12 protein-coding genes are annotated in these 13,525 nt (G+C 46.4%); 7 read left to right on the top strand and 5 right to left on the bottom strand.

All coding sequences use genetic code 11. The features are described from left to right. Positions 1-1,286 (top strand): calcium-binding protein (locus AAFP14_RS24745; RefSeq protein WP_341734839.1); only part of this gene is annotated, 1,286 nt, incomplete at its 5' end. A gap of 220 nt (positions 1,287-1,506) precedes the next feature. Here the strand turns inward: AAFP14_RS24745 and AAFP14_RS24740 are convergent. The 4 genes from AAFP14_RS24740 to AAFP14_RS24725 form a co-directional block, all read right to left on the bottom strand. Beyond that, on the bottom strand, positions 1,507-2,256 hold the full coding sequence (locus AAFP14_RS24740; protein WP_341734838.1) for an amino acid ABC transporter ATP-binding protein: 750 nt from the start codon (positions 2,254-2,256) through the stop codon (positions 1,507-1,509). Continuing rightward, positions 2,222-3,694, bottom strand: coding sequence for an ABC transporter substrate-binding protein/permease (locus tag AAFP14_RS24735; RefSeq protein WP_341734837.1), 1,473 nt, complete (start codon positions 3,692-3,694; stop codon positions 2,222-2,224). Before AAFP14_RS24735 ends, AAFP14_RS24740 begins: the two co-directional genes overlap by 35 nt. 205 nt (positions 3,695-3,899) lie before the next feature. Continuing rightward, positions 3,900-5,750 (bottom strand): iron uptake porin, encoded by a 1,851-nt coding sequence (locus AAFP14_RS24730; RefSeq protein ID WP_341734836.1) that lies wholly within the window; start codon positions 5,748-5,750, stop codon positions 3,900-3,902. Positions 5,751-5,902: 152 nt separating this feature from the next. Next, positions 5,903-6,544, bottom strand: a complete 642-nt coding sequence (locus AAFP14_RS24725; RefSeq protein ID WP_341734835.1) for a Uma2 family endonuclease — start codon at positions 6,542-6,544, stop codon at positions 5,903-5,905. 51 nt (positions 6,545-6,595) lie between these two features. On the opposite strand from AAFP14_RS24725, the gene AAFP14_RS24720 reads away from it, so the two are divergent. After that, a complete protein-coding gene (locus AAFP14_RS24720) occupies positions 6,596-6,913 on the top strand; it encodes a hypothetical protein (protein WP_341734834.1) in 318 nt (105 codons plus the stop codon). An 81-nt stretch (positions 6,914-6,994) separates the two neighbouring features. On the opposite strand, the gene purM is transcribed toward AAFP14_RS24720, so the two are convergent. Beyond that, positions 6,995-8,020, bottom strand: coding sequence for a phosphoribosylformylglycinamidine cyclo-ligase (gene purM, locus AAFP14_RS24715; protein WP_341734833.1), 1,026 nt, complete (start codon positions 8,018-8,020; stop codon positions 6,995-6,997). A gap of 485 nt (positions 8,021-8,505) precedes the next feature. Here purM and AAFP14_RS24710 point away from each other — a divergent pair, with 485 nt between their 5' ends. The 5 genes from AAFP14_RS24710 to AAFP14_RS24690 all read left to right on the top strand — a co-directional run bounded on the left by AAFP14_RS24710 (position 8,506) and on the right by AAFP14_RS24690 (position 13,505). After that, entirely contained in the window at positions 8,506-9,606 is a 1,101-nt protein-coding gene (locus AAFP14_RS24710; protein ID WP_341734832.1) for a septal ring lytic transglycosylase RlpA family protein, read from the top strand. A 48-nt stretch (positions 9,607-9,654) separates the two neighbouring features. Continuing rightward, positions 9,655-11,244: a bifunctional pantoate--beta-alanine ligase/(d)CMP kinase gene (locus tag AAFP14_RS24705; RefSeq protein ID WP_341734831.1), complete on the top strand. Its 1,590-nt coding sequence runs from the start codon at positions 9,655-9,657 to the stop codon at positions 11,242-11,244. Between the two features lie 213 nt (positions 11,245-11,457). After that, a complete protein-coding gene (locus AAFP14_RS24700; protein ID WP_341734830.1) occupies positions 11,458-12,393 on the top strand; it encodes a polysaccharide deacetylase family protein in 936 nt (311 codons plus the stop codon). 203 nt (positions 12,394-12,596) lie between these two features. Next, entirely contained in the window at positions 12,597-12,728 is a 132-nt protein-coding gene (locus AAFP14_RS24695) for a hypothetical protein (protein WP_341734829.1), read from the top strand. Positions 12,729-13,019: 291 nt separating this feature from the next. Then, entirely contained in the window at positions 13,020-13,505 is a 486-nt protein-coding gene (locus AAFP14_RS24690) for an allophycocyanin subunit alpha-B (RefSeq protein ID WP_340519811.1), read from the top strand. The last annotated feature ends 20 nt before the right edge of the window (positions 13,506-13,525 follow it).

The following is a 13,525-nucleotide window of genomic DNA, read 5'->3' as shown; positions in this document are numbered from 1 at the left end:
CTCCGACGCCGACAACGCCGACTCCCACAACTCCGACTCCAACCACTCCGACTCCAACCACTCCGACGCCGACAACGCCGACTCCGACAACTCCGACGCCAACCACTCCGACTCCGACAACTCCGACGCCAACAACTCCGACGCCAACCACTCCGACGCCGACAACTCCGACGCCAACCACTCCGACGCCAACCACTCCGACTCCGACAACTCCGACTCCGACAACTCCGACTCCGACAACTCCGACTCCGACAACAACACCAACCGATACACCAACTCCCACGCCAACTCCCACGCCAACTCCCACACCAACTCCCACGCCTGCGCCAACTCCAACTCCGACGCCTGCGCCAACTCCAACACCAACTCTAATTCCTTCCCCTTCCCCTTCCCCTTCCCCTTCTTCCCCGGATTGCATTTGCAATACTATTGAGTATCCAAATCTCGATCGCCCCAACGAAGCTGACAACATTATCAACGGCAATGGTAGCGGTGAAATTCTATTTGGTACTGCGGAAAATGATGCTTTTTACGGCAGTCCAAATCCGAATATTTTCGATGCGGATTTAGGCGATGATAACCTCTACGGCGGTGAAGCAAATGACATCCTTTACGGCAATCGAGGCAATGATTTTATTGACGGTAACAAGGGAGATGATATCCTGTTGGGCGGTAAGGGCAATGACATGATTGTTGGCGGTGAAGGCGAAGATATCATCTTCGGAAATCGCGGAAATGATTCAATAAATGGTAAGGAAGATGACGACTTAATTTTGGGGGGTGAAGGCGCTGATTTTATCGACGGTGGCAAAGGTAATGAGATCGCCTTTGGAGGCAAGGGAAATGATACAATCCTCGGTAGCGCAGGCGAGGATTCTCTCTACGGCAATTATGGCAATGATATCCTCTGCGGAGGTGGTGGCAATGATTGTCTGAGTGGGGGTGCTGGCAATGATTTGCTTGACGGATGCGAGGGAAATGATACTTTTTGGGGAGGCAAAGGAAATGATACTTTGATTGGCGGTTTGGGCGATGATAGTTTAATTGGCGGTGCTGGGAGCGATCGCTTTTTACTCTCTGTCAATTCCGGTATCGATATTATTGCGGATTTTGAAGTTGGCAAAGATTTGTTGATGCTAGCTAATGGCTTGACATTCGCGCAATTAAGTGTTACCGAAACTAGCGGCAATACTTTAATTAAGTTTGTGCAAACAGGAGAAATTATAGCTGCTTTAAACGGAGTTTCTGCTAGCAGCATCAGTGCTGCGGATTTCAGCTTAATTTAAACTCGATCGGGTGGGAGAGTCCGACAGGGGTTAAAAACCCCTGTCTCATAGCGAAAGTCCTCTCAAAGAGGACTGGGGTTTACGCTACTTTCCGCCGATTTTTTCAGTCGGTTTTTAACCGACTTTAGCTATGAGGCAGGGGTTTAAACCCCTGCCGGATTGCGGCAGTCGCGAGTCGATCGAACTGCGGGAAAATGGAGTAAAAATAGGTTAATCTAGATTAAAGCATTTTTTCCAGAAATTGCTTAGCCCGATCGCACTTAGGGTTAGCAAAAAACTCCTGTGGCGGCACATCTTCCGCCACTTTTCCGCCATCGAGAAACAAGATGCGGTGGGCGACTTCCCGCGCAAATCCCATCTCGTGAGTGACTATTGCCATTGTAATCCCCGTTTTCGCCAAAGCTTTCATTACATCTAACACTTCCTTAACCATTTCTGGATCGAGTGCAGAAGTCGGTTCATCCATCAGCAAAATTTCCGGTTCCATAGCCAAGCAACGGGCGATCGCCACCCGCTGTTTTTGTCCCCCCGACAGTTTAGAAGGATAAACATCCGCCTTATCAGACAAACCGACTTTTTCCAACAATTCCAATCCCTTTTGATGGGCTTCCTCCTTAGCGATCTGCTTCACCTTTACAGGTGCGTAGGTAACATTTTCTAGTACCGTCATGTGGGGGAATAAGTGGAAATGCTGAAACACCATCCCCACTTTTTGCCGCATTTTCATAATATCTGTCTTCGGCGCAGTAATATCTACTCCGTCAATGTATATCTGTCCCGAAGTCGGAATTTCCAGTAAATTCAAACACCGTAAAAAAGTAGACTTACCACACCCAGAAGGGCCGATAATGGCAATCACTTCTCCTTTATGAATCTCTGTACTAATCTCGCGCAAAACCTTCAAATTGCCAAAAGATTTATACAGGCGATCGACTTTAACTGCTAGTTTGGAGTCTACGTTCGAGTACATTTGCCCCCCAAGTTAAACTAAGTACCATCAAGTAATAAATTGCGCCGACAAATATCAAAGGTTCAAAGTAAATATACTTTTCTGCTCCTACAATTGTAGCGCGACGCAGCAAATCTTCTACACCAATTACTGAAACTAAAGCTGAGTCTTTCAACAGAGCAATACTCTCATTCACCAAAGCAGGCAAAATATTTTTTAGCGCTTGTGGCAAGATAATATCGCCCATCATTTGTTTGTAGGGAACGCCGAGGGATTCGGCGGCTTCTTTTTGCCCTTTATCTACTGCTTGAATGCCGGCGCGGATGGTCTCGGAAATATAAGCCCCAGAATTGAGGAAAAAAGTAATGACACCAGCTTGCAGCGCAGATATATTATAACCCGTAAGCTGGGGCGTGGCAAAATAAACTAAAGTCAACTGCAAAATTAGTGGCGTGCCTCTAAAAATGGAAGTGTAGGCATTGCCGAACCAAGCCAGCGGTTTAATGCTAGAAATCTTAAACAGAGACAGCACGATTCCCCAGAGAAATCCGAGGAATGCCGACAGCAGGGTAAAGGTTAATGTTACCCCGATTCCGCCTAAAATGTAAGGTAAGTTCGGCCCTATTTTGCCAAAGTCTAACCCTAATTTGGGAGAGGGCGCAGGTGTATTTGCTGGATCTGTTTCTTGGGCGATCGGGCGAGAAAACCACTTAGTAGCTAGTTCCTTAATTTTACCGCTGTCCTTCATTTGCTTGAGGACTCGGTTGAATTCTGGAACTAATTTAGAATTTTTGGGAAAGGCGATCGCCGAACCGCTTTCTTCAGTATTCGGAATTGTATTGAATTCCAAATCTGGGTTAGCTGCTGCATAGCCCGCAGCCACAGTATCTTCGATCACCCCCGCTGCGATCCGATTTGATTTAATTTCTTGAATAATGTCAGGAATTTTATTCAGAGGAATTGCCTGCACGCCCGTCATTTTCTTGACTGCTTCCTGCTGAATGCTGCCGAGTTGAACGCCTACTTTTTTGGCTACTAAATCTTCAGCTTTGGTAAAATTGCTGCCTTTATTGGCAACAATTGTATTTTTTGCTTCGTAGTAAAGATCCGAAAAGTCTACATTTTTTTTCCTTTCTGCTGTGGGAGTCATGCCCGCCATCACTAAATCTGCTCTTCCCGCCTGCAAAGCCGGAATTAAGCCGTTAAAATCCATGCCAATTACTTTCAGTTCGTAGCCCAATTCTTGAGTAATATATTTGGCAATATCGATGTCAAAACCGATAATTTCGTTGCCGCTCACAGCCGTATCTTTATATTCGTAGGGCGGGTAGTCGGGGGAAGTGGCCAGGGTTAAAGTTTTCTTACCTTGGGCGTAACTGGACAGCGCAATTAAACAAAAGGCGATCGCGATCGCCCCCGCCAGCACAGATTGTAGTTTTAGTAGTTTTAAAGGTTTCATATCGAGCATTTTCCTGAAAAATCCCCTCGCCAACAAATTATTCTGCTATTCACAATGTTGTCACCCCTCTAAAGATAGATAATATCAAGGTGAATTGTCGATAAATTCTCTACGGGTCTAGGGTCTAGGGCATAATTACTGGTTATTAGAAGCAAAAAACCACAAATAACTAATAACTAATAACTCATGACTCTGCCATAAAAGTTTAAAAATTAAAACTCGTGCGCAGAACTCCCACCCATGTTGTACCGTTATCCTTGTTGTGATCTGTATTGGTAATCACATAAACTCCCGGAGTAACGCTGATAAAATCGCTGACTTGAATCCGATACAAAGCTTCTACGTGAATAGAAGTAGCACGATCTTTGTTGTCTTTAATATCATTGCGAGTCACCTTGGGCGGAACACCGACAATAATGCCGCCAACATTGCCTTCACCAAACAAATCTGGGAAAGCAAAAGTTACTCCGCCATTCCAAATATCTGCCTTTGCATCCCCATCAGACAACTGCTGAGCATTTACATATCCCACCCACCCAGAAATCGCAAATCGAGGCGAAGCCCGCCAACTTCCTTCAACGCCAAAATGGTTTCCTCTTGTCGCACTTTGATTGAAAGGCTGATTGGCATTATTGCTGCCGGTACCGAGGGAAAGATCGACATCTTCTTTGCGGGAGTAACTGTGCACGTAACTCAAGGCTAAATCAAGCTCTGAACTTGGGGAGTAAGTAAGTTGAGCCATCGCCCCGTAGCTACCATCAAAAAGTCCGTTTCCCGCTGTAGGATCGGCGGCGGTATTAGCAAGATAGCTCAAAGTTAAATTCAGTTTGGCGCTCAATAAATGATTGATCGCAATTCCGGTTTCTCCCGGTGTATTATAGATAGCGGGGTTGAATGCTCCGAAGCGAGAAACAGCGCCTTGGGCTGCACTATCAAAATAAGGGTTGATTAAAGGAGCGACATCATCGGAAGTAAGTCCTTTTGCTCCAATTTCCACAGTGGTGCGGCCGGTGGTAAACTGATAGCTGAGTTTATCGAGAATGATTTGCGAGCCGCTATCTCCATCAAAGTTGGTACGAGTCATGGGAGTGCCGGTAGTGCGATCGTACCTAGCACTATTTCTCGCTTGCAACCGAGTTCTCAAACGGTCCGCTCCGGTAAAGCTAGTATCGAAATTTAACCGCACCCGGTAGCCGAAGTTGGTATTAGTTTTATCTTCACCGACAGCACCATTTCCAAAGGTATCGCCCACCGCCAAAATAGTCTCTGCATTCAGTTTAGTAGTTGTCGAAAACTGATTGGCTTCGAGTTCGCTGGTGCGGGCTTCTAAGGCATCCACTCTGCCGCGCAAACTAGCTAACTCGGTGGCAAATTCTGCTTGCAAGCGTTGCAGTACGGCTAAGTCTTCTTTGGTAACAAAATTAGCTGTTGACGAGCCAATTAGTTTGGTAACTTGGTCTAAACAAGCATTTAATCCAGCGGCAAATTCGTAGCGAGTTAATGCTCGGTTGCCACGGTAAGTTCCATCTGGATATCCGGCGATGCACCCGTAGCGTTCGACTAGGGATTGTAGAGCTTGAAATGCCCAATCTGTAGGCTTGACATCGGATAGTTGAGATACTGATGTCACCTGACTCATAGAGGTGGTATCGGGCAGTTCTGATGATGGTTGCGACTCACTTCGGGAATTTTTGTCTGGCAGAGTTTCCGGGATTGGAGATTGCTGTAACTCGCTGGAAATGACTGAAGCTGGCGCTGCGTTATTTGATGTGGGTGTTGACTCAGCGTTCGCACTTACTGCTGTTTCAATAGCGGAATTTGATGCTGCGGTTAAATCACTTTTGGAGGTTTGTGGTGGCGCTATAACTGATAATCCTAGTGTTGGGGTGTCAGTTGGTTCGGTTTTGGCGATCGCATTTTCTGCTTCAGCAATTTGGACTGTGGCGGCAGTTTCTGTGGCAAAAACTGTATTTTGCACCACCAAGATGTGGGCAAATAAACTTAGGCAAAACCAGAAAGCTTGTCCAGAAAGTTTTGACCCAGAAACTTTTGACATTTTTGCTCCTCACCTAATGGGTAATAAGTAAATCTTACTGCCATGGGAAATACTATTCTGTCAAATGTGATAGTTTTTGATGTCGCTGCTAGAATTCTCCTTAACGTCATAAATATTGTGTAGAAATACTTTTGGCCTCCAGGGCTGTCATTTTAGCCAGAAATCAGTCGTTGTCGAAATTCCTTAACTGCTGCGAGGGAATTCGGATATCGGACAAATTCTGCCAACAATTCTATATCTAAATCAGGGATAATTTCACTGCGATAGATTTGCTCATAACCGCAGGCTTGGACAAATTGAACTGGAATCTCTTCTCGCAGGTAGTAGAGGCTAAAACGTTCATTTTGCCAAAACCAAACCTCTTTAACATTTAACCTTCTGTAAACTTCCAATTTATTCAGGCCAGCACTGGTAACAACAACCTCAATTGCCAAATCGGGAAATTCTTTGTCTGTACCAATGCAGTAAGCTTCATCGGGTTCTGTCCCGCCACTTTTTTCCTCTTGCCGCAAAGTGGTAGAACCAAAGGGAAAATAGTCGATATCTGCTTCTAAAAAGTAAATGACTAAAAGATCTCCAATCCGTGTTTTTCTGATTTCATGGCGACGGGAAGGTGAGATAATTTCTAAGACTCCATCCAAATAGGTGACTCGATAGGCCGAACTATCCCCATTTCTGGTGAGTAAGGTTTCATATTGCTCCCAGTTAACGCGATCGGTAATATAGCGACATTCGGAATCTTGGCGTTGGAGTGCTTGTTGGTCAAGTAGAGCATTGAGATCGCTTGTCAACATACTATTACCTCCTTTAGGTTGTTTTCATTATAGTTTAGTCAGCACTTACGGATGGGCGACCAAAAACCCGGTTTCTACCTGAATATTTGTCGTACAGATGCAGAATTTGTCTCAGAAACCGGGTTTTTTAGCCTTAGCAGATACTGTAGGGTGCGTCGCCATCAACCCTGTGTGATTATCATCGAAAATCTGGGAGCAACGCACCCTACTTACTTATTATATCGATCGCGCTTTGTGAAAATTTTGTTAAAAAATTTCGCCTTAAAAAAGAAGGATTACCTATTGACAGCGCTGGAGTTTTTGCTGTATATTTTAGATAATGGGAGTGGTGACAAAAATAATTATTTTTGTCACCACTCCCATTATTAGATTGTACTCTATCAAACGGCAAGAGTCAACCCTTTTACCCTCAAAAAAATGGCGATTTTTTTTTATTTCAATCAATTAAAATTAATCGGCCATTACTAATTGTCCCTCACCATCAATTACTTGGCCAATTTCAAAAGCAGGAAGATTCTGAGATGCAAACCATTTAACAGCCTGTTTTGCATCTCTTTGGGACATCAACAGCACAAAACCAATGCCCATATTAAAAGTATGGAACATATCAACAGTGGCAACTTGGCCCGCTTCAGCAATCCACTCAAAAATCGGCAAATTGGGCCAGCTATTAGTGTCAATTTTGATAGATTGATGGGCTGCCAAACAGCGAGGCAAATTCTCCGGCAAACCGCCGCCTGTAATGTGGGCCATGCCGTGAATATCCAAACCACTCTTAAGGGCTTCGAGAACTGGCTTTACATAAATGGTAGTTGGAGTTAAGAGGACTTCTCCTAAACTTTTGCCACCTAATTTTTCTGGCTGGGAATGCCAGTCAAAACCCAAATCGCCTGCAATTTTTCTGACCAAACTAAAACCGTTGCTGTGGACGCCGGAACTAGCCAGCCCGATCGCCACATCTCCGACTGTAACCCGCGAACCGTCTAACAATTTGCTTTTTTCGACAATTCCGACGCAAAAGCCAGCCAAATCGTACTCTCCCGCTTGGTAAAAACCGGGCATTTCGGCTGTCTCCCCACCCAACAAAGCACAGCCAGCTTGCTTGCAACCATCAACAATGCCAGCAACCACAGCAGCTAATTGTTCGGGGTTTAACTTTCCCGTCGCCAAATAATCGAGAAAAAATAGGGGTTCTGCCCCGGAGGTGAGTACGTCGTTGACGCACATGGCTACCAAGTCGATACCTACGGTGTCGTGGCGATCGAGATTGTGGGCCAATTTCAACTTAGTCCCGACACCATCAGTGCCGGAAACCATAATCGGCTCTTTTAAACCTTCTGGGACGCTGAAAAACCCGCTAAACCCGCCGAATCCGCCTAAAACACCCGATCGATGGGTGCTTTTGACCATACTGCCGATGCGATCGACAAAAGCTCTGCCCGCCTCAACATCCACACCTGCTTCCCGATAGTCCATAAGTCCGCCTTAGTCGATTTCTAGTCTTTAGTTTATTGCCAAGTCTAGCGATTTGAGGTTTGAGATGGGAGATTTGAGATTTTAGCGCCCAGAAAATATTTATCAGTTTTTGTAAAGTTTTGTAAAGTTTTGTAAATTTTTCAGGAATTGCGAAAAACTCTGCAAGCACTGTCATTAAAGCATTTTCTCAGACAGAGAACTGTGAAGATCCGAGGAATTTTTGGCAAAATGCGTGGGATCAGCGATCCCCAAGCTCAAAAGTTTGTGGTAGTCTGTTGCAGTTCGTTAACAAAACACAAATTGCAAATTGAGTATGAGTTGTCAAGTGTCAGGGAAGTTGCAGCCAAAAAATTATTTGGCCTAAACACAAAAGCAAAAATGCAGCCCGACATTTTGATTTGACTCGCGGGGGAACAGCGAAGGACACTCTTAGAAATTCCTAAGAACCGTCGCCCGTCAGGCTAATCCCCTCACCTCCGTTAGCAATGGCTCTTCACAAAAATGGACGTATGAAGGAAAAATTTGTTGGTAGTCTACTAGCTGTCCTCTTAGTTCCTGCGGTAGGAACGGCATCATCTTGTCACGCACAAGCCACTGATGGGTCCAGGCAAAACTTTCAGGAAAACAAGCAAGTAGTTTTCACCCAACCGTCCCCGCAGTTAAACGCAACTCGGGTCGAAGCAGAAAAAGTCGGACAATATCAGTACCAAGCAAGGGCTGACATTGACTCTAACTCGATCGCCAAAATTCAATCCCACGAATTGGAAGGGCGACAAGCAGCGACAGTATACGTGCGGAACATTCCAGTCATCACATTTCTGAACACGAGTCCAGAAGCCAATACCAAAAACACAGAGACTGGCAAAAGTTCTGTAAATGCCACCAGTCAGTTGAAAATAGTCGGCCAGAGAGAAAATGGGTCTGACACCAAAAAGTCCAGCAATTCCAGCGACAAAGAAACCGACCCAGTGTGGCGGGCGTCAAGCTTAGCAGCAAGACTCAATCAGTTGGCGCGCAACAACGTTGACCCAAACAGCATTACCGTCAAGTGGGAAAAAGGCAATCGCTACCTGATCCAGGCAAACGGCGAGGACTTGGTAAACATTAACGCCGAAACCATCCTGCCGGATACCACCAGCGACTTCAGCCTAGATGCCTTACAAGCAACCAATCGCCTCCGCAGGCTCCTGGGTAACGCCCCACCCCTCCAAGAAGTCATGGGCAAGCCCCAACCTGAAAGCCCCGTGCTTTCCCTAGGCCCAGTTCAAGTTCGGATCAATGGCTGGGCATCCTGGTACGGCCCAGGCTTTGACGGCAACCTCAGCGCCAGTGGCGAGCGATTCAACCAAAATGATTTGACCGCAGCCCACCGGAACTTGCCCTTCGGAACTCTACTAATGGTCAGAAATCTCGACAACGGCCGTACCGTCGTCGTCCGCATCAATGACCGTGGGCCTTATGTGGGCGATCGAGTGATTGACTTGTCCGCAGGCGCAGCCAGCGTGCTCGGCATGATGAGCAGTGGCCTAGCTCCGGTGGAAATTGAAGTCATAGCACCAAAGCCACGAGCAACTGTTGGACGTTAAACCCTACTGTGAGGCACAATACAGACGAATGCCTTCAGGAGTGTATACGTGCGCCTGTTTACTACCATTGCAGCCCTACGCTGCTACTTAAATTCACAAAAATCTGTAGCATCCCATTTACAAATCGGTTTAGTGCCGACGATGGGGTCTTTACACAGCGGGCATTTGAGCTTGATCCAGCGGGCCCGACAAGAAAATGCGATCGTCGTGGTCAGCATTTTTGTCAACCCGCTGCAATTTGGGCCGAAGGAGGATTTTCAAGACTATCCTCGCAATTTGGAGCAAGACCGCCTGCTATGCCAAGAAGCTGGAGTTGATGTAATTTTTGCTCCCTCAGAACTGGAAATGTTCGGGGATTCGGGCATCGAGACAGGCAACTCAGGAGCCCAGACTCCTGCGGTGACAGTGATTGACCTTTCATCCTTGACTCAAGTTGTCCCACCACAGGCGATGACATCGGTTTTGTGTGGCAAGTCCAGGCCTGGTCATTTTCAGGGTGTAGCAGCCATCGTCACTAAACTTTTAAGTTTGGTGCAGCCAACAAGAGCTTATTTTGGTCAAAAAGACGCCCAGCAAGTAGCAATTATCCGAAAACTGGTCGCAGATTTTAACTTGCCTGTAGAGATTATTGCTTGTCCGATCGCCCGTGAAGCTTCGGGACTAGCCCTGAGTTCTCGCAATCAATATTTAACACCAGAGCAAAAACAGCAAGCTGGCCTACTCTACCGCGCTCTACAGCAAGGGTGGAAAACCTTCTGTGGGGGCGATCGCACTGCGGAGGCGACACTGGCGGCGGTAAAAGCAGAATTTGCCCTTGAGCCATCAGTCTCTCTAGAGTATGCTGAACTGGTCAATCCCGACACTCTCGCACCCTTGGCAGTTGTGGAAACGGCGGGACTTTTAGCCGTGGCAGCCAGAATCGGCTCTACTCGGTTGATTGACAATATAATTATCAGGAATCGTCGGCCAATTGTGGCGATCGACGGACCAGCCGGCGCTGGCAAATCTACAGTTACCAGACAAGTCGCCCAAGCTCTGGGTCTGTGTTATCTAGATACAGGGGCGATGTATCGAGCTGTGACGTGGCTGGTGATGACTACCAACACTCCCATGGGCGACGAATTGGCGATCGCCGAATTAGTCAATTCCAGTTATTTAGAATACAACCTTGACCCTTCATCTTTGACATTGAAGATTAACGGCTTTGACGTCACCGAGGCAATTCGTAGTTTAGAGGTGACAGCCCGCGTCTCGGAAATTGCGGCTTTGCCGGCGGTGCGACAATTTTTGGTGAAACAGCAGCGGCTTTGCGGCAAAGCAGGCGGAATTGTGGCAGAAGGTCGTGATATAGGTACTAATGTGTTTCCCGATGCGGAACTGAAGATTTTTTTAACCGCTTCGGTACAAGAGCGATCGCGCCGACGGCTATTACAACTAAATGATACCGAGCGGGCTAAAACCAGTTTGGAACAGTTGGAACGCGACATCGCCCTGCGAGACGAAAAGGATAGTACCCGCGAGGTGTCACCTTTGCGTAAAGCGGCGGATGCTGTGGAAATTCAAACAGACGGTTTGAGTATTGCCGAAGCGATCGATCGAATTGTCGGGTTATACAAAGAGAGGATAGGGAATAGTTAATACTCTTTGGGAATTGGGAATTGGGAATTGGGAATTGGGACTAGAGAATAGTCAACATACCTCACCGTCCTGGGATCGGCATTGGTTCCTGGACGCTTTAATCACCCAATTTCTCCGCCAGAACTCCTCCCAATTCCCGATTCGTGATTCTCCATTCCCCATTGCCACTTAAAATCTAAAATTAACTCTGTAAGGTGTCAAGGAGATAAAAACGTGAAAAACTTCAAACGGCTGTTGAGGCGGCGAAAAACTTTGATCGTTGCTTTTATAGCCGCCTTGGGTAGTTTTGTAATGGGCGTGACGTTGCCGCTGAACCCGCGAGGAAATCAGCCAGCGTCGCTATCGCAGGCGCAACTGGTGACAGCATCTCAGTCACAAGTACAACAGTCGAAATCTATTGTTAATAATTTGAAACAGTCGATCGCCGAGAGAGTAGAGTTTTCCGAAAACACTCTAGATAGGTTGCAGAAAGTCCGTTTTAACTCTTCCCTACCGTCCAAGTTTAAGGGTACAACCCTGCGTCAGGCAAAACTCGACTCCCGACAAAAGGCGATCGCCCTGACATTTGACGACGGTCCCTGGCCGAAAACAACTGTACAAATCCTGGATATTCTCAAACAAAACAATATTAAAGGGACTTTCTTCTGGGTGGGAAGATACCTACAAGTTTATCCAGAACTCGGCAAAAAAGTTGCCCAGGCTGGTCATGCGATCGGCAACCACACTTGGAACCACCAATATATTAAGTATAACGAAGAGGGTGCCGCGCGGGAGATCGATCGCACGACCTCGTTAATTGAGGAATTAACAGGCATCAGAACATATATGTTCCGCCCACCGGGAGGTATTTTAAACAATGGATTAGCAGCTTATGCTCAAAAGAAAAATTATACAGTTGTGATGTGGTCTGCTGATTCTTTAGATTGGCACACTGCTACGCAATCGTTGATGGAAAATGTGATGCGGCAGGCAAATTCCGGCGGTATTGTCCTGATGCACGACGGCGGTGGTAATCGATCCAGGACTGTGGAAGCTTTGCCCAATATTATTGCTAAATTAAAAAAAGAAGGGTACACATTTGTAACAGTTCCAGAATTGTTGGAGATGGAAGCAAAAAACTCGAAACAGCAGGAAACAGCACAGAAATAACCAAAGGGGGATAAAGTATACGAAATTTCACCTTGAGGCTATTTGAGTGGCTAGAGGGATAGTTGAATGCGATGCAGGCTCAGCTTCACCTAAGTGTCCCGTGGTCAACTTGGTGAGCCATAATCCCCCGCCCAAGGAGGTGGGGAGATTCAAAAAGGAGAGCTTTTTAGATTTGCTCACAGGTAGTCGTGGTAGAATTCACTATGGTACTGCAAGATCTGTGTTTCGGACTGGAGCAGGTCGAGCGGCATCAAGCTCAATCGCAAGCTGTATTTCTACTTTTGAAACCCTTGCTCCTCAAGTTAAGCTTCGATCGGGGAGATTGCCCTGAATGAAGCCTGTGCGATCTGCTACGGGGGCAAAGCAGCGAAAACTCGTCAAACAGTCCAAATGTCTGCCGACATTCCAACTCTCGATCGCAGTTTGTGAATTGTTCCCACAGTACCTTGGGGCACAAGGAAACTGGCTTAGTTACTAAGCATCACGCTTGGGGAGATTTGCCCACTACTTCTAGTGTCGAGCGATGTTAGAAGGAAGGTGAGTCACTGAACCAAGAATCTCATCTTTAAGGGATGAGAATGTCAATTAATGTTACTCTCAAATATCCTCAAAAATTTGAATAACAAATGAGCGTAGTTAGCCAATTAATTCTCCAAGCCGACGACGAACTTCGTTATCCGAGTACCGGCGAACTTCAAAGTATCAATGATTTTTTTAAAACGGGGGAACAGCGGGTACGCATTGCTACTGCGCTTTCTGACAGTGAAAGAAAAATTGTTGATGAAGCTAGCAAAAAACTCTGGAAAAAACGCCCGGATTTTATTTCCCCTGGAGGTAATGCTTACGGTCAACGGGAACGGGCTTTGTGTCTGCGTGACTACGGCTGGTATTTGCGCCTGATTACCTATGGTATTTTGGCGGGAGACAAGGAACCCATCGAAAGCATCGGTTTGATTGGGGTTCGGGAAATGTACAATTCTCTGGGCGTTCCAGTTCCAGGGATGGTGGAAGCAATCCGCTGTTTGAAGGAAGCTTCTTTGGCTTTGCTCAATCAGGAGGATGCGAAGGAAGCTGCTCCTTATTTTGATTATATCGCTCAGGCAATGTCTTAATTGCTTTTGTGGCAGAGGTG

Origin of the sequence: Microcoleus sp. EPA2 (genome assembly GCA_020882975.1) — a bacterium.
Lineage (GTDB): Bacteria > Cyanobacteriota > Cyanobacteriia > Cyanobacteriales > Microcoleaceae > Microcoleus.
This window is presented reverse-complemented; position numbering and strand designations above follow the sequence as displayed.

Excerpts from the sequence above, each read along its gene's own strand:
- AAFP14_RS24740 (WP_341734838.1), bottom strand. The coding sequence starts at position 2,256 with ATGTACTCGAACGTAGACTCCAAACTAGCAGTTAAAGTCGATCGCCTG.
- AAFP14_RS24735 (WP_341734837.1), bottom strand. The coding sequence starts at position 3,694 with ATGAAACCTTTAAAACTACTAAAACTACAATCTGTGCTGGCGGGGGCG.
- AAFP14_RS24730 (WP_341734836.1), bottom strand. The coding sequence starts at position 5,750 with ATGTCAAAAGTTTCTGGGTCAAAACTTTCTGGACAAGCTTTCTGGTTT.
- AAFP14_RS24725 (WP_341734835.1), bottom strand. The coding sequence starts at position 6,544 with ATGTTGACAAGCGATCTCAATGCTCTACTTGACCAACAAGCACTCCAA.
- AAFP14_RS24720 (WP_341734834.1), top strand. The coding sequence starts at position 6,596 with ATGGGCGACCAAAAACCCGGTTTCTACCTGAATATTTGTCGTACAGAT.
- purM (WP_341734833.1), bottom strand. The coding sequence starts at position 8,020 with ATGGACTATCGGGAAGCAGGTGTGGATGTTGAGGCGGGCAGAGCTTTT.
- AAFP14_RS24710 (WP_341734832.1), top strand. The coding sequence starts at position 8,506 with ATGGCTCTTCACAAAAATGGACGTATGAAGGAAAAATTTGTTGGTAGT.
- AAFP14_RS24695 (WP_341734829.1), top strand. The coding sequence starts at position 12,597 with ATGGTACTGCAAGATCTGTGTTTCGGACTGGAGCAGGTCGAGCGGCAT.
- AAFP14_RS24690 (WP_340519811.1), top strand. The coding sequence starts at position 13,020 with ATGAGCGTAGTTAGCCAATTAATTCTCCAAGCCGACGACGAACTTCGT.